This is a genomic window from Clostridium guangxiense (assembly GCF_021043395.1).
Classification (GTDB): Bacteria; Bacillota; Clostridia; order Clostridiales; family Clostridiaceae; genus Clostridium_S; species Clostridium_S guangxiense.
The window spans coordinates 23,690-48,115 of sequence record NZ_JAJNKE010000017.1 but is presented as its reverse complement, the minus strand read 5'-3'; the positions used below and the strand labels follow the sequence as shown (position 1 = coordinate 48,115).

Annotated in this window: 27 protein-coding genes; 4 read left to right on the top strand and 23 right to left on the bottom strand. The window is 29.8% G+C overall.

What is annotated here, in order from left to right; translation table 11 throughout:
• Window positions 1-11: 11 nt before the first annotated feature.
• The 6 genes from LQK79_RS11375 to pyrB all read right to left on the bottom strand — a co-directional run bounded on the left by LQK79_RS11375 (window position 12) and on the right by pyrB (window position 5,263).
• Window positions 12-908: a dihydroorotate dehydrogenase gene (locus tag LQK79_RS11375; protein WP_231016640.1), complete on the bottom strand. Its 897-nt coding sequence runs from the start codon at window positions 906-908 to the stop codon at window positions 12-14.
• Window positions 901-1,641 (bottom strand): dihydroorotate dehydrogenase electron transfer subunit, encoded by a 741-nt coding sequence (locus LQK79_RS11370; protein WP_231016639.1) that lies wholly within the window; start codon window positions 1,639-1,641, stop codon window positions 901-903. Before LQK79_RS11370 ends, LQK79_RS11375 begins: the two co-directional genes overlap by 8 nt.
• A gap of 74 nt (window positions 1,642-1,715) precedes the next feature.
• A complete protein-coding gene (gene pyrF, locus LQK79_RS11365) occupies window positions 1,716-2,579 on the bottom strand; it encodes an orotidine-5'-phosphate decarboxylase (RefSeq protein ID WP_231016638.1) in 864 nt (287 codons plus the stop codon).
• Window positions 2,580-2,703: 124 nt separating this feature from the next.
• Window positions 2,704-3,894, bottom strand: a complete 1,191-nt coding sequence (locus LQK79_RS11360) for a dihydroorotase (protein ID WP_231016637.1) — start codon at window positions 3,892-3,894, stop codon at window positions 2,704-2,706.
• Window positions 3,895-3,906: 12 nt separating this feature from the next.
• Complete coding sequence (locus tag LQK79_RS11355) at window positions 3,907-4,338, bottom strand: aspartate carbamoyltransferase regulatory subunit (protein ID WP_053243115.1); 432 nt, start codon at window positions 4,336-4,338, stop codon at window positions 3,907-3,909.
• Between the two features lies 1 nt (window position 4,339).
• Complete coding sequence (gene pyrB, locus LQK79_RS11350) at window positions 4,340-5,263, bottom strand: aspartate carbamoyltransferase (RefSeq protein ID WP_231016636.1); 924 nt, start codon at window positions 5,261-5,263, stop codon at window positions 4,340-4,342.
• A gap of 376 nt (window positions 5,264-5,639) precedes the next feature.
• Between pyrB and LQK79_RS11345 the strand changes: the two genes are divergently transcribed.
• On the top strand, window positions 5,640-6,266 hold the full coding sequence (locus LQK79_RS11345) for a DedA family protein (protein WP_053243114.1): 627 nt from the start codon (window positions 5,640-5,642) through the stop codon (window positions 6,264-6,266).
• A gap of 106 nt (window positions 6,267-6,372) precedes the next feature.
• On the opposite strand, the gene LQK79_RS11340 is transcribed toward LQK79_RS11345, so the two are convergent.
• The 11 genes from LQK79_RS11340 to LQK79_RS11290 form a co-directional block, all read right to left on the bottom strand.
• Window positions 6,373-7,125 (bottom strand): EFR1 family ferrodoxin, encoded by a 753-nt coding sequence (locus LQK79_RS11340; RefSeq protein WP_231016635.1) that lies wholly within the window; start codon window positions 7,123-7,125, stop codon window positions 6,373-6,375.
• Between the two features lie 168 nt (window positions 7,126-7,293).
• Window positions 7,294-9,384, bottom strand: coding sequence for a glutamine synthetase III family protein (locus tag LQK79_RS11335; protein ID WP_231016634.1), 2,091 nt, complete (start codon window positions 9,382-9,384; stop codon window positions 7,294-7,296).
• Window positions 9,385-9,717: 333 nt separating this feature from the next.
• Window positions 9,718-11,253, bottom strand: coding sequence for an ammonium transporter (locus tag LQK79_RS11330; protein ID WP_231016633.1), 1,536 nt, complete (start codon window positions 11,251-11,253; stop codon window positions 9,718-9,720).
• Window positions 11,254-11,282: 29 nt separating this feature from the next.
• Window positions 11,283-11,621: a P-II family nitrogen regulator gene (locus LQK79_RS11325; protein ID WP_053243109.1), complete on the bottom strand. Its 339-nt coding sequence runs from the start codon at window positions 11,619-11,621 to the stop codon at window positions 11,283-11,285.
• Window positions 11,622-11,862: 241 nt separating this feature from the next.
• On the bottom strand, window positions 11,863-12,660 hold the full coding sequence (locus LQK79_RS11320; protein WP_053243149.1) for a beta/alpha barrel domain-containing protein: 798 nt from the start codon (window positions 12,658-12,660) through the stop codon (window positions 11,863-11,865).
• Between the two features lie 213 nt (window positions 12,661-12,873).
• Window positions 12,874-13,854: a biotin--[acetyl-CoA-carboxylase] ligase gene (locus LQK79_RS11315; RefSeq protein WP_053243148.1), complete on the bottom strand. Its 981-nt coding sequence runs from the start codon at window positions 13,852-13,854 to the stop codon at window positions 12,874-12,876.
• Between the two features lie 205 nt (window positions 13,855-14,059).
• Window positions 14,060-14,206, bottom strand: a complete 147-nt coding sequence (locus tag LQK79_RS11310; protein WP_157055794.1) for a hypothetical protein — start codon at window positions 14,204-14,206, stop codon at window positions 14,060-14,062.
• A 17-nt stretch (window positions 14,207-14,223) separates the two neighbouring features.
• Complete coding sequence (locus LQK79_RS11305; protein ID WP_231016632.1) at window positions 14,224-14,532, bottom strand: hypothetical protein; 309 nt, start codon at window positions 14,530-14,532, stop codon at window positions 14,224-14,226.
• A gap of 187 nt (window positions 14,533-14,719) precedes the next feature.
• Complete coding sequence (locus tag LQK79_RS11300; protein ID WP_053243146.1) at window positions 14,720-15,319, bottom strand: manganese catalase family protein; 600 nt, start codon at window positions 15,317-15,319, stop codon at window positions 14,720-14,722.
• Between the two features lie 27 nt (window positions 15,320-15,346).
• On the bottom strand, window positions 15,347-15,613 hold the full coding sequence (locus tag LQK79_RS11295; protein ID WP_053243145.1) for a spore coat protein CotJB: 267 nt from the start codon (window positions 15,611-15,613) through the stop codon (window positions 15,347-15,349).
• A 13-nt stretch (window positions 15,614-15,626) separates the two neighbouring features.
• Window positions 15,627-15,860 (bottom strand): spore coat associated protein CotJA, encoded by a 234-nt coding sequence (locus LQK79_RS11290; RefSeq protein WP_231016631.1) that lies wholly within the window; start codon window positions 15,858-15,860, stop codon window positions 15,627-15,629.
• 136 nt (window positions 15,861-15,996) lie between these two features.
• Between LQK79_RS11290 and LQK79_RS11285 the strand changes: the two genes are divergently transcribed.
• Entirely contained in the window at window positions 15,997-16,566 is a 570-nt protein-coding gene (locus LQK79_RS11285; RefSeq protein ID WP_053243144.1) for a spore coat protein, read from the top strand.
• A 229-nt stretch (window positions 16,567-16,795) separates the two neighbouring features.
• Here the strand turns inward: LQK79_RS11285 and LQK79_RS11280 are convergent, their stop codons facing one another.
• The 3 genes from LQK79_RS11280 to LQK79_RS11270 form a co-directional block, all read right to left on the bottom strand.
• Window positions 16,796-17,332 (bottom strand): peroxiredoxin, encoded by a 537-nt coding sequence (locus LQK79_RS11280; protein WP_053243143.1) that lies wholly within the window; start codon window positions 17,330-17,332, stop codon window positions 16,796-16,798.
• 202 nt (window positions 17,333-17,534) lie between these two features.
• The gene (locus LQK79_RS11275) at window positions 17,535-18,554 is read right to left on the bottom strand and encodes an oxidoreductase (RefSeq protein ID WP_231016630.1); all 1,020 of its coding nucleotides are present in this window, start codon (window positions 18,552-18,554) and stop codon (window positions 17,535-17,537) included.
• A 69-nt stretch (window positions 18,555-18,623) separates the two neighbouring features.
• The gene (locus LQK79_RS11270; protein WP_231016629.1) at window positions 18,624-18,956 is read right to left on the bottom strand and encodes a hypothetical protein; all 333 of its coding nucleotides are present in this window, start codon (window positions 18,954-18,956) and stop codon (window positions 18,624-18,626) included.
• A 436-nt stretch (window positions 18,957-19,392) separates the two neighbouring features.
• On the opposite strand from LQK79_RS11270, the gene LQK79_RS11265 reads away from it, so the two are divergent.
• On the top strand, window positions 19,393-20,313 hold the full coding sequence (locus tag LQK79_RS11265) for a tyrosine-type recombinase/integrase (RefSeq protein WP_231016628.1): 921 nt from the start codon (window positions 19,393-19,395) through the stop codon (window positions 20,311-20,313).
• A 47-nt stretch (window positions 20,314-20,360) separates the two neighbouring features.
• Here LQK79_RS11265 and LQK79_RS11260 read toward each other — a convergent pair whose 3' ends face one another.
• Window positions 20,361-21,380: a hypothetical protein gene (locus LQK79_RS11260; RefSeq protein ID WP_231016627.1), complete on the bottom strand. Its 1,020-nt coding sequence runs from the start codon at window positions 21,378-21,380 to the stop codon at window positions 20,361-20,363.
• 217 nt (window positions 21,381-21,597) lie between these two features.
• Entirely contained in the window at window positions 21,598-22,086 is a 489-nt protein-coding gene (locus LQK79_RS11255; RefSeq protein WP_231016626.1) for a hypothetical protein, read from the bottom strand.
• A 326-nt stretch (window positions 22,087-22,412) separates the two neighbouring features.
• Between LQK79_RS11255 and LQK79_RS11250 the strand changes: the two genes are divergently transcribed.
• A complete protein-coding gene (locus tag LQK79_RS11250) occupies window positions 22,413-23,327 on the top strand; it encodes a tyrosine-type recombinase/integrase (protein WP_231016625.1) in 915 nt (304 codons plus the stop codon).
• 201 nt (window positions 23,328-23,528) lie between these two features.
• On the opposite strand, the gene LQK79_RS11245 is transcribed toward LQK79_RS11250, so the two are convergent.
• Window positions 23,529-24,401, bottom strand: a complete 873-nt coding sequence (locus LQK79_RS11245; RefSeq protein ID WP_231016624.1) for a hypothetical protein — start codon at window positions 24,399-24,401, stop codon at window positions 23,529-23,531.
• Window positions 24,402-24,426 lie beyond the last annotated feature (25 nt).

Genomic DNA, 24,426 nt, shown 5'->3' with positions numbered 1-24,426 from the left:
CAAGGTTCTATCTATATTATTCCTCTGATTTCTTTTAAGTCTTTTATTCCTTCTTTTTTCATAAATTCTTCTATTCCAGCTATTATATCAAGGCAAATATCAGGCTTTATAAAATTAGCTGTTCCAACCTGAACCGCATGAGCCCCAGCCATTATAAACTCAACAGCATCCTCTGCGCTGTATATTCCACCCATACCTACAACAGGCACTTTAACTTCCTTAGAAACTTCATAGACCATTCTAAGAGCTATTGGCTTAATGCAGGCACCAGAGAGTCCTGCTGTAACATTATTAAATACAAGTTTTCTTCTTTTTATATCTATTGCCATACCCTTAAAAGTATTGACAAGAGATATTGCATCAGCACCAGCTTCTTCACATTTAACAGCCATATCTACAATATCTTCTGCATTAGGCGATAATTTAACCATTAAAGGTTTAGTACAAACTTTTTTAACTTCAGCTACAACGTTATAAGCTACATCAGACTTTATACCAAACGCCATACCGCCATGTTTAACATTTGGGCAGGATATATTAAGCTCAATAATATCACATGAGGTTTCATTTAAAAGCTTTATTCCTTTAATATAATCTTCTTCACAGCCGCCGCCTAAATTAGCAATACAAACTGTATCAAATTCCTTCATTTTAGGAAGTTCATTTTCTATAAAATGCCTTACACCAGGATTTTGAAGTCCAACGCTGTTCATTATTCCACTAGCTGTTTCAAATATTCTATCTCCATTATTTCCTTCCTTGGGGTTTATTGTAAGTCCCTTAGAACATATTCCTCCAAGCTTTGATACATCGTAGTAGTTTGAATACTCTTCCCCAAAGCCAAAGGTTCCAGAAGCAGAAATAACAGGATTTTTAAATTTAACTCCACATATGTTTACATTAGTCATTTAAAATCAACTCGCTTCCTAAAAATACTGGTCCTTCTTTACAAGTTCTCTTCCTACCGCTCTTTGTTTTACATGTACATACCAAACAAGCTCCTATACCACATGCCATTTTTTTCTCCATAGATACATATACAGGAGTTTTTGATGCTTGACACATTTTTATAACTTTATACATCATAACTTCAGGTCCACAGCACAAAACCATATCATAATTTTCCGGATTTAATAAGTCAGTAACATACCCTTTATGTCCAATACTTCCATCTTCTGTGGATAACTTTAAGTTATTAACATATTTTTCCACATTATCCACAGTTTTACTCATCGTTTTAAAGCCTGCATAAAAATCTACATCACATTTTTTTAATTGACTTGCTAAGTAAACCATAGGAGCTATTCCTATTCCACCGCAGACTATAGCTACTTTTCCACTTACCTTATCTACATCAAATCCATTTCCTAAAGGACCTGTTATCTTTATTTCATCATTAGTTTTTAATTGTGATAATATTTTTGTTCCTTTTCCAACTACTGCATATAAAAATGATATTTCTTCATCGCTGGCAAAATGCACACTTATAGGTCTTGAAAGTACAGGCTCCACATCCCATGCCCTTAGAAGATAAAACTGACCTGGTTTTACATTAAACTTTCCTTTTATTGTTAATTTATATATTCCGTCTTCTATTTTTATATTTTCATATACCTTTTCTACAGTATATTTTTCTTTCATGGCTTTTCCCTCAACTTTTCCTTATATAATATAGTGAAATAACCTAAAAACCCTAAAATCTAATTTGCAATCTTTTATTTTATGGCCTCTCGTATTTTATTTCTCATATTTATTGCTTCTTCTCTTGCACATGCCTCAAACTTTTCTTCTCCACCATCTTTTTTTCTATATGCTAAAAGTATTCCTCTTGAAGAATTTATAACTCCACCATTACCTTCTGTTAAATACAAACTTACATCTTTTGCAGTGCCACCTTGTGCACCATATCCTGGAATTAAGAAAAACATATTTTTAAAATTATTTCTTATCTTTATTCCTTCATCTACATGAGTACATCCAACTACCGCTCCAATAGAAGAATATCCGCATTTTCCTTTAAGCTTCTCTCCCATAGAATATATTTTTTCTCCAACCTCATCGTACACTCTCTTTCCGTTTGAAGTTTCTATATATTCAATATCCTCTGCTCCCTTATTTGATGTTCTCAAAAGCACAAAGGCACCTTTTTCATTATCTCTAATATAAGGTATATATGGCTCAATACTATCCATTCCCATGTATGGATTTAAAGTTACAATGTCGCTTTCAAAATCTCCTGTAAAATGAGCTTTTGCATACATTTCAGCAGTTTTGGCTATATCCCCTCTTTTTATGTCTGCAATAGAAATGGCATTTTCATTTTTAAGATATCTCAAAGTATTTTTATACGCTTTAAGTCCTGCAATACCATATGCCTCGTAATATGCAATTTGAACTTTATAGCAAGAAACAACATCTATGGTCTCATCTATTATTTTTTTATTAAAATTAAATAATGCATCTTCTATATTTTCATACTTATCGAAAAATTTTTCTGGTATATAGCTTAAATCTGTATCCAACCCAAGACACACATGTCCTTTTTCCTTAACACTATTATAAAGTTTATCAATAATCAAAATATACACCTCACACTTATTATAGATAAACAACGTGAAACTTGAAAATTATAAGTTCCAGGTTTATTCTAACAAATTCCATCAAAAATCTTTTAGCTAATTTAAAACTTCAATGTAGTCTATTTTAATATTTTCTATAGACGGTTCTTCCACCTTTCAATGTTCTTAAAATTTCTCCGTACACTTCCATTCCATTAAAAGGTGTGTTTTTGCCCTTTGATTCAAATTTGCTTGAATCTATTTCGTATTTCTTATTTAAATCCAGTACAACTAAATCTCCTTCAAAACCTATATCGATTCTACCCTTATTAAATCCAAGAATATCAGAAGGATTTTTTGACATTATCTCTGAAAGTTTGTTTAGCGCAATATTATTTTCTTTAACAAGTTTCGTGTAGCATATAGAAAATGAAGTTTCTATTCCAGACATTCCAGGTGCTCCATTTTTCTTATCCTCTTCTGAATGAGGAGCATGATCTGTGCCTATTGCATCTACAAATCCTTCTTTTATTGCTTTTATTATAAAGTTTACATCACCTTTTTCTCTTAAAGGTGGATTTACTCTATAATCAATTTCATTTGTAAGAGCTATGTGATGCGGTGTTACTTCACAAGTTATATTACTAAAGCCTTCTTTTTTGGCATTTATAATACAGGAAAGTGCTTCTTTCGTACTCACATGACATACATGCAAATTGCATCTAATAGTTTTTGCAAGCTCCACATCTCTAAATGTTGCTAGATTTTCTCCAAGCCTTGAATCAGTAGCAAAAATTTCTTTATCATCTTCGTGATCCATTAACACGAAGCCTTTTTCTTTTATCTTCTTCATAGCTTCAAACATTACTTTACTGCTAGCTACACCTTTTCCGTCCTCTGAAATCACCTTAACTCCATCTTCTAATAAATCAAGATGGGATACATCTTCTCCCTGCATATCTTTAGTTAAGCTTACTGCCTGACTTACATCTATTAAACCTATTTGTTTAACTTTGTTTTTAACATAATTTACCACCTTCATGTCGCTGCATACTGGCTTTGTATTTGCCATAAGATTTACAGCCGTATATCCGCCTCTCACTGCTGCTCTGCTTCCGCTTTCAATATCTTCCTTATAGGTAAGACCTGGATCTCTAAAATGGCTGTGTAAATCTACAAAAGATGGCATAACCACATATCCTTTTAAATCTAAAACTTCACAGTATTCCTTTAGATTCTTTCCTATTTTTTCTATTATGCCATTCTTAATATAGATATCACCCACAAAATTTTTAGAAAAATCTATAATTTGAGCATTTTTTATTAAAAGATCCATTATCAAAGCCTCCTATAGGATATTTATTTTGTATATTTCGTCACAGTATTCGCACTTATATTCTCCGGTTTTTTCATCCACAAGTTTAAATTTATGAGGAATATACTTCTCTAAAGATGTAACACATCTAGGATTCTTACACTCTATCACATTTTCAACTTCCTCAGGTAATTTCAACTGTATCTTTTCTTTTATTTTTTCATCTTCAATTATATTAATTGTAATATTAGGATCTAAAAATCCAAGCACCGCTAAATCCAAATCCATAACATTTTCTATTTTAATCATATCTTTTTCGACATTTTTACGACTAGAAGCATTCATTATAAGTGCTGTAGGGAAATCGGCCTCATCAAGCTTAAGATATTTATAAATTTTTATTCCGTGTCCTGGTTTTATGTGGTCTATTACTATGCCATTTTTTATGCTGTTAATTGTAAGCATACTATAACACCCCCATTAATTTAGCCATTAAAGCCATTCTAACGTACATTCCAAATTTAGCTTGCTTAAAATAGCAAGCTCTTTTATCGTTATCAATATCATAGGATATTTCATTAACTCTTGGGAGTGGATGAAGTATTATCATATCATCCTTAGCCTTTAAAAGCTTATTTTTATCCAATATATAACTATCCTTAAGTCTTATATAATCTTCCTCATTAAAAAATCTTTCTTTTTGAACTCTTGTCATATAAAGTACATCTAAAGAATCAATTACGTCCTCTATTCTCTTAACTTCTTCGTACTCTATATTATTTTTATCCAGTATCTCCTTCTTTATATAATTAGGAACTTTAAGTTCGTCTGGAGATATAAGAATTATTTTATTATTTTCATATCTTGATAAAGCTTTTATAAGTGAATGAACTGTTCTTCCAAATTTTAAATCCCCACACATTCCTATGGTTAAATTTGAAAGCTTCCCTTTAATTTTGCTCATGGTTAAAAGATCTGTAAGTGTTTGAGTTGGATGTTGATGACCACCATCTCCGGCATTAATGACAGGAATTTCTGAATACATAGAAGCGATTTTAGGTGCTCCTTCTTTAGGATGTCTCATTGCTACAATATCTGCATAACAGGATACTATCCTTATTGTATCTGCAATAGTTTCTCCTTTTGATACTGAAGTTGAATTAGGCTCCGAGAAACCTATAACCTTACCACCAAGTCTAAGCATTGCAGCTTCAAAGCTAAATCTTGTTCTTGTACTTGGTTCATAAAATAATGTAGCTAATATTTTACCATCTGCTGCATGTGAATATTCTTGAGGATTCTCTATTATCTTACTTGCCAGCGCAAAAATCTCCTCTATTTCTTCTTTTGAAAAATCCATTGGGTCTATTAAACTTCTACCTTTTAGCATAAACTTTCCTCCTTCTTAGTTTCTCTGAACTAAATTTAAAGGTATTTTGTAAAAAATCTGCAATAAAAAAACCTTCCCTTTTACAGGAAGGTATAATACACCAATATAGACTAACATTCTATACATACCTTCCCAGCCTCACAGGACTAGCATTAAAGGTTCCATATTCTTAGTTCATACTAACATTTTGATAGTCATTTGTCAATAAAAACATTGCCTTTGTGACAGTTTCTTTTTCAAAATATTAATATTGAGTAAACCCTTATTATTGAATCACCTAAACTCTCATTTTTATGATATAATTTCAATTATATAGATAAACCGCTTCAAGTTTCAATGTGATTTATCTCTAATACAATTGAAAGTAGGGATAATTTTGGTCGAAAAAATTATAGATATAATAATTATTATACTTGGCAAATTAGGTTATGCAGGAACTTTTCTTGGTATGTTTTTTGAAAGTGCGTGTATCCCTATTCCAAGTGAAGCAATACTACCTTTTGGTGGATATTTAAGTTCTCCTTCCGCACCAACTCATCAAAAGTTAAACTTAGTTTTAATGATAATATCCGGAACATTAGGTGGTATATTAGGTTCAATAGCAACTTACGAAATAGGGGCTAGAGGTGGAAGAACTCTTGTTGAAAAATATGCTGACAAACTTCATTTATCTAAAGAAAAAATAGCTAAAAGTGATGCTGTTTTTGCAAAATATGGCGATAAAATAGTTTTCTTTTCAAGGCTTTTACCTATAATAAGAACTTTCATATCTCTTCCAGCTGGAATTGCAAAAATGAATTTCACTAAATTTGTACTATATACTTCTTTAGGTTCCACTCTTTGGAGTGTAGTTTTAGGCTACGTTGGATACGTAATGGGAAATAACTGGCAAATGATTCGTCCATATTTTCACATAGCAGATTACATAGTTGCCGGCGCTATAGTGCTATTCATATTATATAAAATATTTCAGAAAGTAAAAAAATCAAGAGAAACTGCTTAAAAACAGAGTACAGTGGAGGCGGATTTACCTAAGAGAAGCGAAAGGTAAATCCGCCTCCACTGTACTCTGTACTCTGTCAATTATACTCTAATTAATACCATTTCCTCTAAAGTTTTAGTTGATTGAAGTGCTCTCCTTGATATTTAAAAGCGTTAACTGGGCACTTTTGCACACATCTTTGACAGGCTATACAATTTTTATCAAAATGTATTTTTTCATCAAACTTGATGTTATTTACCGGACATCCTTTCTCACATTTCTTACATTTTATGCATACATCATAGTCAACAGTGAGATTTTTTTTAGCAAAGTTATTTAGAACTGGCTTATATAGCTTATACACTAATTTGCACAGCTCAGTTATATAAAGCGACTCTTTTTCTATATACACATCATCTCTAAGAAAACTTTCTACTGCCGCTTGAGCTTCGTTTTGAGCCTCATTTTTCATCTCTATTTTTTTATCTTCAGTAGTTGCTTTAAACTTACCTAAATAATAGTTATTCGGCATTGGAATCGATCTTACGTACACTATGTTATATCCTTTTTTCTCTAGCAGCTTGCTTATTTGCCTTCCACCATATCCAACTGCTGATGCTTGAGTTGATAAAACAATGCATCTTTTATTGTCCGCCTCAGGCAATTTTTTTGATAACCAATCCACAAAAATATTAGGAAAAATCTCAACATGAATAGGTGATGCAAAAACATAGAAATCATACTCATCTTTTAAAGTCTCATTATTTTCTATATTAAACAAATCACATTGAATATTTCTTTTTTGAAACTCGCCACAAATGAGTTTCACCATATACTCTGTATTGCCTGTACCCGAAAAAAATATTATTATTCCCTTCATAAATTTCACCTCCATATATTTGTATTTTATAAATATATAATAATTCATTTGTTTTTGATTATCCATAAAAACTTAAATATAGTTAAATTTCTAAGTAATACATATAACAAAAATAAAAGGATTTTCTCATACAGAGAAAATCCTTTTATTTTTGTAGTACAATTTATTTTATACGTTAAATAATAAATCTGAATAAGTTGGGAATGGCCATGCTTCTTTTGCAACTATAACTTCAAGTTTATCAGCAACTTCTCTTAAAGCAGACATTTTTTCAAAAACGTCAAATTTATAAGCATAAGCTTGTTCATATCCATCAGTTTTAGATGCTGCTCCTTCAGTTGAAGCTTTAAGTGCTGCAATGCCTTTGCTAAGTTCTGCTGTAAGTGATGAAACTTCTGTTACTATTTCAGTTTGAACTGAAACATCTGCACTAGGTACTGCTGCTTTTATAGTATTTATAGATGCAGCTGCATCAGTTGCATATTTTATAACAGCTGGAAGTATTTTCTTTGAAGCCATATCTATCATTGTAAGTGCTTCAATATTTATAGTCTTTGAGTAGTTTTCAAGTGAAACTTCATAACGTGATTCCATTTCAACTTTACTCATTACTCCAAGCTTTTCCATAAGAGCTATATTCTTTTCGTCTATAAGTGCTTTTGTAGCTTCTACAGTAGTCTTTATATTTGGAAGACCTCTCTTTTCAGCTTCAGTAACCCATTCATCTGAGTATCCATTTCCGTTAAATACAACTCTCCTGTTTTCTTTAACGAACTCAGTAACGATTTTTGAAACTTCTGCATCTACATCTGCTGCACCCTCAAGTCTATCAGCTACTTGTGATAAAACTTCAGCAACTATTGAGTTCAAAATGCAGTTAACACCTGAAACTGGTGCTGATGATGGTGGCATTCTAAATTCAAATTTATTTCCTGTAAATGCGAATGGTGATGTTCTATTTCTATCTGTTGCATCTTTTGTAACAACAGGTATTGTTGTAATTCCTAAATCAAGTTTGCTTCCGCTCTTTGATCCTGTTAAAGCACCTTTTTCGACTTGCTCTAATACATCTTCAAGTTGTTCACCTACGAAGATTGATATTATTGCTGGAGGAGCTTCATTTGCACCTAAACGGTGGTCGTTTCCTGCATTAGCAGCTGAATATCTAAGTAAATCAGCATGTTCATTTACTGCCTTTATTACAGCACTGAAGAACAATAAAAACTGTTTATTGTCATGTGGAGTATCTGTTGGATCTAATAAGTTCATTCCATCATCTGTAGCCATTGACCAGTTATTATGCTTTCCAGATCCATTTACTCCTGCAAATGGTTTTTCATGAAGTAAGCAAACAAGACCATGTTTTAATGCAGTTTTCTTTAATGTTTCCATAACAAGTTGGTTATTATCTGCAGCTAAATTAGCATCTGAAAATATAGTTGCTAATTCGTGCTGTGCTGGAGCAACTTCATTATGCTTTGTTTTAGCAGTAATTCCAAGTTTCCAAAGTTCCTCATCAACATCACTCATGAATGCTGCAACTCTTTCTTTTATAACTCCAAAATAATGATCATCAAGTTCTTGTCCCTTTGGAGGCATTGCACCAAACAATGTTCTTCCTGTAAATATTAAATCTTCTCTTTCATCATAAGTCTTTTTATCAACTATAAAGTATTCCTGTTCAGGTCCAACTGTTGTTAAAACTCTCTTTGATGATGTATTTCCAAGTGCTTTTAACACACGCATTGCTTGTCTTGATAATGCTTCACTTGAACGTAAAAGAGGAGCTTTCTTATCTAGAGATTCACCTGTATATGAGCAAAATACAGTTGGTATGCACAATGTATTGTTTTTTATAAATGCTGGTGAAGTAGCATCCCATATAGTATATCCTCTAGCTGCACAAGTAGCTCTCAATCCACCTGAAGGGAATGATGATGCATCAGGCTCTCCCTTTATCAATTCTTTTCCTGAAAATTTAAGAATAGTTTTTCCTTCAGTTGGAAGTGAAACAAATCCATCGTGCTTTTCAGCAGTTGTTTCAGTTAAAGGTTGAAACCAATGTGTATAATGAGTGACCCCTTGTTCAACAGCCCAATCTTTCATAGCATTTGCAACTTCATCTGCTACAGAAATATCTAATGGAAGCCCTTTTTCCATAGTGTTTTTTAATGCTTTAAAAGCAGGTTTTGTAAGGCGTTCCTTCATAACTGATTCATTAAATACATTTGAACCAAATATCTTGTCTAACTTTTTCATTTTTTATCCCCTTCCAAAAATAATTATTTCAATTTAAAGCTTAAATAAAAGCTTAACTTTTAATATTATAATTTCATATCGCTGATACTACTATAATAATATAATTATCAAAAATTTGCAACATAAAATATTTATTTTTTAATTTACACAGCTAAAAATTCAAAATCTTATTTTAATTGCTACAATATTTTAAATTTATACGTTTTCATAGAATACGAACAAGGTTAAGTAATTTCGATAGAACCTTCGCATTATGCCAATTCATACTTAATTTATATAAACAAGGGGCCGTCACACTAAAAAATTTCGACAGCCCCGTTTATTTATTAATATTTACTTTTTAGCTTCTGCTGAACTTAACAATGCAAAATCAGAATAAGCAAGCATTCCCATTTCCGGTATATCTAATCCAGCAATTTCATCCTCAGGTTTAACTCTAATTCCCAAAGTTTTATCAAGTATCTTCCAGAATATAAATGATGATCCAAGTCCCCAAGCCATTAAAGTAATTACAGCTACAAGTTGCGCTCCTAATTGACTAGGATCTCCATAAAATAAACCTTTTACCGTTCCTGCAACGCCATTAAGCCCATTTCCATAACTTCCATCTGCAAATAATCCAAGGGCAATCATTCCCCATATTCCATTTACACCATGTACCGAAACAGCTCCAACTGGATCATCAATCTTAAATTTATCTTCAACTACACGAACTGCTAGGCAAACCAAAACTCCAGATACACATCCAATTATAAATGCTGCTACACTATTAACAAAGGCACACGGTGCAGTTATGGCAACAAGCCCTGCTAACGCACCATTACACGTCATAGCCGGATCTGGCTTACCATATTTAATCCACATATACACCATAGCTACAAAACCACCAACAGCACCAGCTATCATTGTATTAACTGCAACAACTGCAATTCTAAAATCATCACCATTAGTAGTACTGCCTGCATTAAATGCAAACCATCCAAAGAATAGTATTATTGTTCCAATTACAGCCATAGGAATGTGATGTCCAGCTATTGCAACAGATTTTCCTTCCTTTGTAAACTTACCAATACGTGGTCCTATTACTATAGCTCCAGTTAAAGCAATCATTCCGCCCATACCATGAACAACAGAAGAACCGGCAAAATCCAAAGCTCCATGACCTAATCCTAAAGTTTTACCTATTTGAGAAAGCCATCCGCCTCCCCACATCCAATTTCCGAATAAAGGATAATATAAAAGTGATATAAAGAATGAACTTATTACTACAGCGGAATATTTCACTCTCTCTGCCATAGCTCCTGTTGGTATAGTGCATGTGGTATCCATAAACACCATCTGGAAGAAGAACAATGCAAATATTCCAACATCATAAGTTGAACCACTTAACATAAAACCTTTAAGTCCAATTATATTCCCGAATTCATGATTAAGTGCTTGAGTACCACTTCCTAGTGTACTCCAACTTCCTACACCTCCGAACATAAATGCAAATCCTGTAAGATAAAATCCTATAGTACCAACAAGAAATACCATTAAGTTCATTGCCATAGTATGCATGGCATTTTTCGCCCTTACAAATCCTGTTTCAACCATTGCAAATCCTGCCTGAAAGAAAAATATTAAGCAGCCTGTAAGCATTACCCATACATAGTTTATTCCAAGTGTATTCTTTCCAACTTGATTTGCAACTTCCTCTGCTGTAGGCTTGCCTGGTTTAGCAGCACTAATATCCGCTGATGTTCCTATTTTAGTACCAGATGGATCATTTACTGCTGCAGAACTTTTTGCAAAAGCGGTCATACTGAATATACCAGTTAATAAAATTATTAATATTATGCCAATAGATATTTTAGAAATTTTTTTCATAATTATAGCCCCCCTATATAACCTTAATTTTAAATTGCAGTATCTCCTTTTTCTCCAGTTCTAATTCTTACTGCTTCTTCTACATTGTAAACAAATATTTTTCCATCTCCGACATTACCTGTTCTAACTGAATCGCTGACTTTATTTACTATATCGTCAACTATTCCATCACTAACTACCACTTCAACCTTAAGCTTATGAAGCAGAGTTATCTCCATTTCTGCCCCTCTATAAAATTGCTTTGAACCTTTTTGGTTGCCGCATCCTACTATGGTTGATACACTCATTCCTTTAACGTTAAGCTCATTTAACGTCTTTTTAAGCTCCTCAAGCTTCTCAGGTCGTATAATTATTTCTAGTTTTTTCATTCGCCTTTCACCTTCAAATTATTAATTTGTTACTTTGCATCGTTAATATTTATTAAATAATTAATTTATAATTAATAATACCATAATATATTTAAAAATCAATAGCTATATTTGATAATTTGTTATCAAATATAGCTATTATTTGTATCATATATTGTTTTTTCTTAGCATAATTCCATATTGCCCAATAAACGTATATATTTTACATTTAAGGCGTTTACTTTCTATTGCATATGAACTACTACAATGCCATATTCATTAGTTCTTTGAATTTATTTTCGTATTTATTTAACTCATAAATATTTTTAAACTTATCTAAAGAAACTTCATTATCTTCGGCTTTGTATAAAGCTTTTATAAGCTTAAAATAATTACAGCTATTTGATTCTTTAGTCTTTGATACCATAGAAGAAACTACATATTCCGCTCCTGCCTTAATGGCACCAATAGAGTTAACTATACCCATTCCAAAATCATCTTTTGCAAATATCTCAATAGGAATATCTACAATTTCTTTAATAGTTTTTATTTGATGAAGTATCCTTTTAGGATATAAAATTCCCACTGAATCACAATATCTTATCCTTTTAACTCCTTCATAAACACCTAGCTTTGAAAGTTCTATAATAAAATTTATATCAGCTCTTGAAGCATCTTCTAATCCCATGGTAATCTCACAATTTGATTCTATGCAATAATTTACGCACCTTTTAACGTTTTCTTTAATAATATTTTTATTATCTTCACTGCTGCATATTGGAACTGATATATGAATCACATCTGCACCATAATTAATAGAATTTTTTATGTCCTCCAGGTTTAGTCTATTATATACTGATACTTTGCTTTTTAGGTCTAAGTTTGTAATATCCATTATATCTTTTCTCAAGTTTTGATCTAACAAGTTAAATTTAACTTCTATCTGAAATGCTCCCATAGAACTGATAAACTTTACAACTTCAATTTTTTCGTATGCGTTTAAATTCATAAATTCCTTATTACACTCACTTAAAGTTGTATCAATTATATTAATTTTCATGACTAACCCACCTTTACTTTTATTTTATAATGTACCTTTTAAATAAAAAAATATATTTACATTACTGTCATTATGTAGAATATATCATAATGTTTTTAAAGATTCAATATATTTTTTGATAATTCATCAAAAAAAGCACATTTATTTTAATTATTTACTAATCAATGTGCTTTTAAACTAATGATATTCAATTCTATACTTTACATAAAGTCGCTACTCATACATTCTATGAAGAGAAACCTCTCCAGAAATAAGCCTATCTTTTATACCATTTTCATATTTAACAATTAAGCTTCCATCTGAAGCAATTTCTAAAACTTCAGCAATAATAATCTGCTTTTTTCGCTCCACTTCTATTTTTTTACCTACTAAAATAGATTTTTCCCTGCAATATTTTATTGAGCTACTGGCATTTTCATTATATCTAAATTCATCATATAGCGTTTCAAATTTTTCAAAGAAACTACATAATAATAATTTTCTAGATATGTACTCATTTTTTTCAATTCTAAGAGACGTAGCTTTATTTAAAACAGCTTCAGGGAAATCAGAGTTTTCCTGATTAACATTGATTCCTATACCAACAACTACATAATTTATCTTATCTATTTCCCCACTCGCCTCAGTTAATATTCCACATACTTTTCTCCAATTCACTATTATGTCATTAGGCCATTTTATTCCCACGTCTATATTTAATTCTTCAATTGCCTTTCCAATAGCTGCCGCAGCAATTTGCGTGATTTGATATATACAAGTAGAACTAGTATTTGGTTTTAGTATAATTGACATCATTATGGATTTATATTTAGCTGCTACCCATTCACGCCTAAATCTTCCCCTTCCAGATGTTTGCTCCTCCGCAATAACAACGGTACCTTCTTCAGCGCCCTTTTCAGCCAATTCTTTAGCTAAATCATTAGTACATTCAATTGAGTCAAAATGAATTATATTTCTTCCAATGTACTTTGTTTTAAGCGTATCATCAATTTCCACAGTCGTAAGTATGTCAGGACATGATATTAATCTATATCCTTTTTTCGAACCGGATTCTATTACATATCCATCCTCTTTTAATTTATTTATATACTTCCATACAGCAGCTCTTGTTATGCCAAGCTTTTCGCTTATACTTTGCCCAGATATAAAATTGTTATTGCTGCATTTCAACATACCAATTATTTTTTCCTTCAAGCTTATAATACCTCCCTATTATTTAATCATTTGATTTTGAGTATAACCTATTAACATATTTACTTTAAAAGATTATAGCCGAAATATTTACAAAATTATTTATAAAATATACTTTATGTAGTGAATATATAAAGTATATTTTATAAATATTATACAACAAAAATTATCTCTTACAATCTTAATGTTATTAGCATTATATATAACTTTATTTACTTAACTTCTTATATTCTTTTTCTATAATTTCATCTAACCATTCATTAGATTTTCTAACAGAAGAAAAACAAAACAATATACTGAATAATAAAATTATTATAAAAAATATTGTAATGCATAGTAAAAATGTTATTTTCATAAAACCCCTCCGTTCATTTAGTAATTTTTATAGTTCCAACATTTAATATCTATTTCTGTTTTTCTTTTTTTTACTTCTATTAGTTTATTAACTTTTCTTATATACTCATCATCATCTGATACCCTAATCAAACTTTTCAAATAGTAAAAAGATACCCATCTAGGTACCTTTTTATTTAATACAAAATAAATAAGATTTTTTGCCTGTTTAAAATTTTTAAGATGAGTATGTTTATCTGAAAATTTATATTTACTATTGTGAACTATAAAATTATCGCCAACTCTGTATATTTTATACTGATTTCTTTGATATACCTGTATACCCAAATAAAATCAACTTCCTCTCCAATTTGTAGAGAATTATATATAGTAAGTATATTCAAATACACTATGCGAGTTGCACTAATAGTAATATTTTTACATATTTTATTTCATTTGTAAATAGCTTTATAAATAAAATGTCTGCACTCAAAATAATCTTGAATGCAGACACTTTTAATAAGGCAATACCAAACTATTTCATACAATCAGGTTTTGGAATCACAGATAATTTAGGTTCTTTCAAATAATCCTGAACAATTCTTAAAGCTTCTCCAAATCTTTGAAAATGAACTACCTCTCTCTCCCTAAGAAACTTAAGTGGTTCCAATACATCTGGATCATCAGTAAGTGTAATAAGATATTCATAAGTTGATCTTGCCTTTTGCTCTGCTGCCAAATCTTCATAAAGATCTGTTATTGGATCTCCTTTTGATTGAATGTACGCAGCTGTAAATGGATTTCCTGCTGCACTTGCTGGATATATACCAGAATCATGATCTGCAAAATAAGCATCTAATCCACTTTTTTTAAGTTCTTCAACACTAACATTTTTTGATAGTTGACGAACTATAGCGCCTACAATTTCAAGATGTGCTAATTCCTCTGTACCAATATCATTTAATGTTGCTATGGCTTGAGGTGTAATCATAGAAAATCTTTGACTTAAGTATCTTATAGATGCAGCCAATTCCCCATCAGGACCTCCATATTGGGTTATGATTACTTTTGCTAGTCCGGCATTAGGATTTTTAATTTTTACTGGATGTTCTAGTTTTTTTTCATAGAGCCACATTTTATATTATCTCTCCTCTTTTTAATTCTAAAGCTTAAAATTTGCATCATATTCCCAAGGCCATGGTTCATCTATCCACTGCCAAGGATAAGGGCTGCAGCTATTAGTAGCAGTTAGCATCCCAAAATATCTTTCATATTTACCTTTTAGCATATGTGATTGAGCTACAAAAGAATTGTGTTTAGCAATAGCATCTTTATCAGTTGGATGAGTATTAAGATATAAACTTAGATCTATTATAGTAAAATCTACAGCCATAATTTCTTTTAAAAGTTCCATTTTATCCATTTTCATGTGAGTATCTCCTTTATTCATCTAAATAATTTTCAGATCTTTTTTTACTGCTATACGGGCTATAAAGCTCAGGAAAAATAGTTCCTTTCTTTAGAGCCTCTACTGGTGGAAGATTACTGCACATTCTTTGAAAAGGAACATAGGCTGATGCCAACCTTACATTTGTTATTATAGTTTCTTGTGGAATACAAGTTTTTCTTGAATAGTCCACATCTGGGATACTTTCGTACATATCGTCTTGAAACATTTGTTAGTTTCCTCCTGAATTTTAACTTACGATTATATAATATTCATAATTTTTGAATTTTGTTACTTTAAATGAGCGTATAAAAAGTAAGTTTTAGAGGAAAACTATTTATTAAAAGACTTAGGGAGGAATTAATATGCAGTTAGCTTCACACGAGCTACATGATTTACATGAACTTATAGTTAGTTGTGTAAATTCAATAACTAACATGGCTATGTTTAAAAACATGGTTCAAGACCAGGAATTAAAAAATATACTTGAAACTCATTTTCCTGCTCACATTCAAGACTACAATATGAAGGTTGAATTTGTTAAAAGAGCTAGTGGATCTCAGCAAAAATTAAATGTTCCAAACTTAAATGTAATGCTTAAGGATTTTACCACATCGCCTGTTAGCAACTTCTCATCAATAACACCAAATACAAATGCACAAAAGATGACTGATAGAGAAATAGCTACAGCATACCTTTTAACCTTAAAAAGAGCAGGCAAAGAGTATGCTTGGAGTGCCATGGAAATGAGCAATCCTAAAATAAGAGAATTTTTAAAAGATGCATTTACAATGTGCTGTAACCACGCATATGATGTATGGCAGTGGATGGTTAAAAAGGGATATTATCCTTTAATTCCTGCTAGTCAAAGTGAAATTGATACTATATCCTCTATGTACAATGAAATTAATGAACCTGTTAATACATATGTATAAGCCACAAGTAACTATACTAATTTTTTATTATAAAATTATAACTATGCTTTAACTTATATATATATGCTATAATTTATTTAAACAAAATATTTATATTGTACAATATACTTTAAAAAGCTATGTTTTAAATAGATTTTCATTTTTATACTTATTTAAAACATAGCCTTTAAAAATATTTACAATAACATTGATATTTTAACTTTTAAGCTTACATATAAAAAATTTAGTATTAAAGGTTTGCATCCCCTTCTCCCCAATCTACTGCGCACATACCTCCAGTTTGAAAAGCTTTAAGCACTCTTAAAGTTTCACTTACGCTTCTTCCAACATTCAAATCATGAATTATTGAGCATCTTATAACTCCTTCAGGATCTATAATAAATAGACCTCTTAGGGATACACCTTCTTCTTCTATAAATACGCCATAATTTTTAGCCGTATTATATGTTTTATCAGAAGCTATTGGAAAATTAATTTTTCCTAGCCCTCCCTTTTCAATCTCCTGTTTTATCCATGCCTGATGAGAATATTCACTATCACAACTTACAGCTAAAATTTCAGCATTAGCTGCTTTAAATTCACCATATCGATTACTAAACCCAGTTATCTCTGTCGGGCATACAAAAGTAAAATCTAGTGGATAGAAAAACATTACTAACCACTTTCCTTTATAATCGCTAAGCTTAATCTCCTTAAAATCACTTCCATCTCCCAAAACTGCATTAAGCTTAAAACCAGGTGCATTTTTTCCAACCAATCTTTCCATAAATTACTCCTCCTTAATTCTATTTATTATATATTCCATATCAGAAAATTTTTATTACTTGATAATAATTATTGGTATTAATAAATATATGATAAAACATTTATTATATTCTGTCAATGGAGTTTATGGAAATTTATATAATAAAAAACTGCACATAATAAATTTTCATTTATCATGTACAGCTTGAATTTTATTTTAGTGACTATTTGCTTCTATTAAGTTTTACTTGTGATGGGCATTTATCTCCATCTATAAACCATTTACACTCATTGCATTTGAAGCAAGCTTCATAGTTTGAATTTCTTAGAGATTTTTTAACAAAGTTTACATCTGCTAAAAACGGTTTGCCATAGGCCACAAAATCACATAAATTCTCTTCGACCAAGTAATTACCTCTATTTAAAGTTCTTATATTATTTACTACAATAACGGGTATACTTAAGTTTTTCTTAAGCTGAGTTCCTACATAAACTATTTCATTATAAGGAAAATCCTCTGGAACTTTTATGTCTTTTCTGTCAGTTATCCCACTAGAACTATGCAGCATATCTATTCCAATACTCTCTATAGCTTTTGCAGTATTTATATCTGCATCCAAATTTTCATTCCAACCCATTCTATATGATACTATAAAGTCATCCTTTACATAGCTTTTTATACTTTCAACAATTTCTTTCACCAAAGCTATTCTTCCATTTAAGTCTCCACCGTATCTATCTTCACGTTTATTAGATATATGAGACGTAATCATATTTAGAAAAAACTTATGAGCTCCGTGAAGCTCTATTCCTTCAAGCCCCGCCTTTTCACATCTTTCAGCTGCTCTTATAAATAAATCTCTTATATCAATTAATTTTTCTTTGGGCAATTTATTTACATCGATATAATCATTTGAACCATAACCAGAAGTAGGATAAGATAACTGTGCAAATAATCTAGTATCATTTTTAATACATTCTTCATGTATTTCTTTTAAATAATCTATATGAGCATCTAAAAAGACTCCAGGTCTGCCTCTTCCATTTCTTTCCTCTGACACCGAAAGTGCCTGTGTTATAATAAGCGCTATCTCTTTATCAGCTGCCTCCTTATAATGATTTACAAGCTTTTGTCCCATAATTCCATTTAAAGATGGCCATCCAAAACGTACCATAGGAGCCATTACAATTCTATTTTTAAATTCCACATTTTTAACCTTTATAGGTTCCATAATATTAGCCATTTGTATTACGTTTCACTCCTTAATTTTAGTTTTGATTGTTAATTTTTTATATTTATTTAAAACAAAGCTTTATTTAAAATTTAAAAAACTCAATACAGCATAAATTGCAGTTCCTAAAAAGCATATGCTGCATATTGACCATATTTCTGGAAATAATTTTTTTTCTGATATTAAAAAAATACCAGAAAATAAAAATGCTAAACTAACTAATCCAAATATTGCAACAAGGCCATTCTCTTCTGAAAAACAAAATATATCAAGTAAACCATAGGTAAAAAATCCGAACAAACAAAAAATAGCAACTTCCAGTCTATTCATGTTTTTAGGCCTTTCAGCAAAAAAGTACGCCATAGCAAATATAAAAAATATGCATACAATCGTAAATATGTAGCTGACTTCCATTCCTATCACTCCTAAAATATATTATCAAATATATAATAACATATTTTGGGAAAACATTCATTCTTTACACGTCTTTCTAAAAAGCATTTTTTAATCCTCTATTTTAAACTATCTTTCAATATGAATACATACTTAAATTAACCAATACTTAAAAATCATGATTTAAAAAATAAAAAACACCAGGCATCAAACCTAGTGTTATCAATGGGCGAGTAAACCTATAAGCCGAGAACTATGCTTATTTTTCACTCCAGCACCTAAATCCACATTTTTGGGGGAGGTGTAGGCCTTGTTAAATCTTGGGTTTGCTAACAATAGTACAATAATTAATTATTGTATTTTTATAGGCACAGAATTATTGTAACTAAACTACATAAGTCTATAACTATTAGAAATACTAATTATTTATTTCAATGCAAGGAGTGAAAATAAACCAATGAAAGAACTTTTTTTAGATGAATTATTTGATGATTTTATTAATAATCAAATTGTAGAAAAGGACATATCTAAACATACAAAAGCAAATTACAGCTCGGACTTTAAAATATTTTTAAATTTTCTCATGGAACAAGGAATAAAAGCAACAGTTAATGAAATGAACAAAAACTTATTAAAAAAATTTTTTCAATATTTAAAATTTGAAAAAAACTATGCAACAGCTACAATGCGAAGAAAAATACACTGTCTTAGTAGTTTTTTTAAATATCTATATCAGGAAGAATTTATTTCTCGAAACTATATGGCAAGTATAAAGGCTCCAAAGCTTCCAAGAGAATTACCTATATACGTTACAAGGGAAGATACTGAAAAAATTTTAAACTCTATAGATAAATTTGGTGGTAATTTTATCTTAAGAGATAAATGCATGTTTTTATTGCTGTTTTTAACAGGTATGCGGAGACAAGAACTAATTAATTTACGATGGAAAGATATTAGCTTCAAAGATTTAACTATAAACATTATAAAATCTAAAGGTAAAAAAAGTAGACAAATACCACTTCTTCCCCCTCTGCCAACATACCTACAAGCTCTATTAGCAGAGCGAAAATGTGATACGCATGATTATGTTATGTTTTCAAATGCATATAATCATATGAGTGAAACCACAGCAGAAACTATTTTTAGAAAATATATAAGAAAGAACAATCTTGATGGCAAAGGCTATACATTGCATAAATGCCGTCACGCATTTGCCACAAACTTAGCAATGGAAAATATTGACAGTTTGACTATTGCACAAATCTTAGGTCATGAAGACTTAAATACTACAAAAGTTTATGTTCATATGGTCTCAAGTGATCTTAACAATAAAATTAAAGACATTGGTTTAGTAAAAGATATAAACAAAATATTATAAACAAAGGGTTTAAAAAACCCTTTGTTTATAATTAATAATATTTCCAACTACCTTATTTCATATTCACAATAGCCATATTCGCTATCTTTTAGTTTCTTACCACAACTATTACATAAGTACATATAATCTTCAGTATCCGTATATGACTGTGCAAATGTATAGTTATACTCACAATTTGGGACTTCATCTCCACAATCATCACATGTAATAGATGAGATATGAGTTCCGCAAGATAGACATATCCACTCACCCAAAACTTCACTATAAATAAGAGTATCATTATTACAATTTTCACATTCATAAATATTTCTTAAAACATCTTTTCTTCTCCCTATTTCCCTACACATATGTGTTGATATAACACAATTAAAGTCTTCATTATACATGTCCTCAATTGAATTAAATTTTCTTCCACAAAACTTACATTCAATAATATCACCCTCATTTACCAAAGTCTCTTCCGAACAATGCGGACATGGTATATAAATAAATTTATTTTTTATATACTCTACACCAATCTTTACCATATTATGGTCTAATATATCTTGCGCTATATCTTTTTTCTTTTTGTTATACATCTTTTTATCATCATGCAAAAATTCAATCTGTTCCTCAGTAATTATATCCTCAAAATCATTAAATGTTCTATGTAATACATTATATATTATATATTCGATAGCTGAGAAAGATGATGTAATAATATTAGTACACATTTCTGACGATATAGAAAACTTATAATGTTGAATATTATTTCTTACATCAGATAATTCAAGAAGATAGTTATTGTATCTACCTAAATCAACTTTGTATATATTTTTAATTCTATGTAAAGCCAATTTAAATCCTACCGTTTTATCATTTTCATTTTTAACCCTATCAATATCTTCATATATCAAAATTTCATGTTGAGTATACAATATTTCCTTCAAAATTAATTCTGCACTATGACTTAATAATAATATACAAAACTTAAAACATCTTTCATCATTGTTATCTATACCATTTTTATAATAGTCAATGGCTTCATTTAAAGAGTCCATTGCATTTTCAAGCATATTAAACTTCACACTTCTTCACCTTCAGACACCTTTTTATCACTCTAACTTCTTTTAAATCTACTATAAATCAATAATTGTACTAATCATAAATATATTATTCTATATTTCTTTTTCAATAATATATTAACACCCCAATTATATACTTAAAATTATTTATTCTATATTTGTTTAAAAATTCCTCTATATAGATCTATTTTTTCTAAAATTAAACGTTTTACTTTTTTAATTACTTATCCAAAAAATAATTTAAAGTTTTTGACTTCATATTATAATCCTTCACCCATGTTTTATATGCTTGCTTATCCAAAAATCCAACCATTTTCTCAATGTTATGTAATGATAAATCATGCTCTTCTTTATCATTATAAAAAAATATAATTGGTGGAAGATTATTAGCTATAAGAGCATGATTAACTAACATCCTTGATATTCGCCCACCTAAAAAATAATACGATGAACAATAGAAACGACTAACCGACTGCAAAGCATCATTAGCATTAACTTCTATATTAGAATCTAATTTTAAAACACTACTGCAAAAATCCATGTAACTTTTAACAGCTTTATCCACCTTATTAATCTTAATATTTTCAAATGTTGTATTAATATTATCCAATCTTAAAGAACAGTACACAAATTTAGGTAAAAATTTATTCAGCAAATCTTCTACATTATCACTTTCAATCCATTTTCTTAAAATTTTATCATAAAACAAATTATATCACCTCTAATAACTTATAACGTGATAATTATATCAAAAATACAGCCTAAATTATCTCTCAGATAAAAATATACTTATTACTCAGTAACTATATAATTCATTTTTTACTTATCATGTAAAACATTCCAATTAACTCGTATTTATGTTATTACATCAATATGTTAGAATTAAATAGTACAATTATCTACAGAAGCAGTTATGAAAACTATAAATTTTTATTTTATTTTTGAGAACACACACACTTTATCGATTTAATGTATGTTGCTCCTCTAAAGCATAGTTAAAATATAAAAATTATGCTTTAATAAGGAGGAATAATTTTGACTAAAAATTTTAGCATTACGATAAAACAAAGTATAGATATTTTTATAAAAAGCTTACAAGTAGAGGGTAAAGCTAAACAAACAATAGTAAGCTATTCAACTGATATTAAAATATTTTATAAATTTATACAACAAGAACTAAGTAATAAAATAAGATATGTCAGCGATATAAGATACTTTCATTTAGAACTATTTAAAGAATATCTTAATAAAAACTATTGTTTCAGCTCTACATGTAGAAAATATAATTGCCTAAGAACTTATCTTAGGATAATGCACCGATTTGATTATATAAATGAGGATATAATCAAAAAACTTAATACCGATAAATTCGGAAATCAACGAAGAGAAAAAAAATTAAAAATATCTGAAATTAGAAATGGGGTTATATCACAGGAAGTAAAAAACTTGATCTTACAAAGAGTTGAAAACGATAAGAGTAAAAATAAATATAGAGATATAGCTTTAATTCATATACTAAATCACGGTCTTCGCAGGAGTGAAGTTTTATATTTAAAATGGAGCGACTTTAATTTTTCTAACAAAACTATGAATATTTGGAGACCTAAAAACTGTAACTTTGACACAGTTAGAATAAGCGATAATGCTGTAAAGGCGTTAGAACAACATTTTAGAATTTCCTCATTTTCTAACAGCTTAAATGACAAAGTATTTAGTATATCAACAACTCCCTATAACAAAATAATAAACAAATACACTTATGGTCTTCTCTCCGAAACTGGAAAACAAATAACAGGTCATAGTTTTAGACATACTTTTATAACCAATATGATTAGAAACAATGTATCACTAAGTAAAATTCAAAGATATGTTGGAATAAGCTTAGAGGTTTTAGAACAATATACCCATTTAAATTTTAATGATACTGATGAAATTGCTAATCTTATATAAAACTGCTCTGTATTCATTGTACATTTTATTCATTTGGAACTATTGTATTAAATATTACATATATTATTTAATACAATAGTTTCCTTCAATTCAAAATAATATTCAGTTTGTTTTATATATCTATTTTTTTAATTGATATATTAAAAAATATCAACACCCAATTTTGCCAGCTTTATATACAACTTTAACATCACAAAAACCTTAAGCGTTTAAACCATGAATTTTCAATTCTTTAAAAATTATATTTTCTAAAACTTCTGGTCTAAAATTAGTTAAAGGCAAACTTCCTTTATTATATACATAAGGGATCTCCAAGAAAGTAACTTTTAAATTATTAAAAAACTCTCTTTTTCTTTTGTAATTGTCGTATAAATTATCCTGATTGGCAAAATAACTGGTATGGTTATTCTCATTAGTCTCAATTGCAATTATAGGTATAAAATTTCTTTGTATTTTTATATATACTTCCATATCAGTAATAAGTTTTTTAGATTTTTTTCCAGGTTCTGTTTTCTGGCTTCTTAGTTCTGGATGTGTAGACTGTACTACAAAATATACGTTAGAAAATTTAGTTGTTAATCCTTTTATACTGTCAAGAAAATCAGCTTCACAACTTTTATTCGAGGACATTATGTTACATGCCTTACAAAAATTTTCACAATTGTCTAATCTAAAATATTTTGCCTTTCTAATAAAACAAAAGCCACATTTATTGTCTCTCCATAACTGTTCTCCTTCAGCAAATTCACATATGTATTCAAATTGACCAGATGAAGCGAAAATAACTCTGCATATATGTTTCATTTTATTGTAATAATCTGAATTGCTTAGTAAAAGTTCAACATTAATATTTAAATTATGTGATATCTTTTTTATAATTTGTGGATAAACGTCCTGCAACTTACCAGTTCTTAATTTATATATATCATTATAATCCATTTTAGTAATTAGTGCTAATTGATTATCAGAAAATTTATAATCTCTATTTAATATCGTTAACAGATTACGCAATCCCCCTTCCTTATCCAAATAATCACATTCCATAGTATTCTTTAATTCTTTTGCAAGTTTCATTTAAAACTCTTCCTTTCTTATTTAT

What these genes read in the sequence shown, in the direction of transcription:
- LQK79_RS11375 (WP_231016640.1), bottom strand. Translation starts at nt 908, where the DNA reads ATGACTAATGTAAACATATGTGGAGTTAAATTTAAAAATCCTGTTATT.
- LQK79_RS11370 (WP_231016639.1), bottom strand. Translation starts at nt 1,641, where the DNA reads ATGAAAGAAAAATATACTGTAGAAAAGGTATATGAAAATATAAAAATA.
- LQK79_RS11360 (WP_231016637.1), bottom strand. Translation starts at nt 3,894, where the DNA reads ATGGATCTTTTAATAAAAAATGCTCAAATTATAGATTTTTCTAAAAAT.
- LQK79_RS11355 (WP_053243115.1), bottom strand. Translation starts at nt 4,338, where the DNA reads ATGCTTACAATTAACAGCATAAAAAATGGCATAGTAATAGACCACATA.
- pyrB (WP_231016636.1), bottom strand. Translation starts at nt 5,263, where the DNA reads ATGCTAAAAGGTAGAAGTTTAATAGACCCAATGGATTTTTCAAAAGAA.
- LQK79_RS11340 (WP_231016635.1), bottom strand. Translation starts at nt 7,125, where the DNA reads ATGAAGGGAATAATAATATTTTTTTCGGGTACAGGCAATACAGAGTAT.
- LQK79_RS11335 (WP_231016634.1), bottom strand. Translation starts at nt 9,384, where the DNA reads ATGAAAAAGTTAGACAAGATATTTGGTTCAAATGTATTTAATGAATCA.
- LQK79_RS11330 (WP_231016633.1), bottom strand. Translation starts at nt 11,253, where the DNA reads ATGAAAAAAATTTCTAAAATATCTATTGGCATAATATTAATAATTTTA.
- LQK79_RS11325 (WP_053243109.1), bottom strand. Translation starts at nt 11,621, where the DNA reads ATGAAAAAACTAGAAATAATTATACGACCTGAGAAGCTTGAGGAGCTT.
- LQK79_RS11320 (WP_053243149.1), bottom strand. Translation starts at nt 12,660, where the DNA reads ATGAAAATTAATATAATTGATACAACTTTAAGTGAGTGTAATAAGGAA.
- LQK79_RS11310 (WP_157055794.1), bottom strand. Translation starts at nt 14,206, where the DNA reads ATGAAAATAACATTTTTACTATGCATTACAATATTTTTTATAATAATT.
- LQK79_RS11300 (WP_053243146.1), bottom strand. Translation starts at nt 15,319, where the DNA reads ATGTGGCTCTATGAAAAAAAACTAGAACATCCAGTAAAAATTAAAAAT.
- LQK79_RS11295 (WP_053243145.1), bottom strand. Translation starts at nt 15,613, where the DNA reads ATGAAAATGGATAAAATGGAACTTTTAAAAGAAATTATGGCTGTAGAT.
- LQK79_RS11290 (WP_231016631.1), bottom strand. Translation starts at nt 15,860, where the DNA reads ATGTTTCAAGACGATATGTACGAAAGTATCCCAGATGTGGACTATTCA.
- LQK79_RS11285 (WP_053243144.1), top strand. Translation starts at nt 15,997, where the DNA reads ATGCAGTTAGCTTCACACGAGCTACATGATTTACATGAACTTATAGTT.
- LQK79_RS11280 (WP_053243143.1), bottom strand. Translation starts at nt 17,332, where the DNA reads ATGGAAAGATTGGTTGGAAAAAATGCACCTGGTTTTAAGCTTAATGCA.
- LQK79_RS11275 (WP_231016630.1), bottom strand. Translation starts at nt 18,554, where the DNA reads ATGGCTAATATTATGGAACCTATAAAGGTTAAAAATGTGGAATTTAAA.
- LQK79_RS11270 (WP_231016629.1), bottom strand. Translation starts at nt 18,956, where the DNA reads ATGGAAGTCAGCTACATATTTACGATTGTATGCATATTTTTTATATTT.
- LQK79_RS11265 (WP_231016628.1), top strand. Translation starts at nt 19,393, where the DNA reads ATGAAAGAACTTTTTTTAGATGAATTATTTGATGATTTTATTAATAAT.
- LQK79_RS11245 (WP_231016624.1), bottom strand. Translation starts at nt 24,401, where the DNA reads ATGAAACTTGCAAAAGAATTAAAGAATACTATGGAATGTGATTATTTG.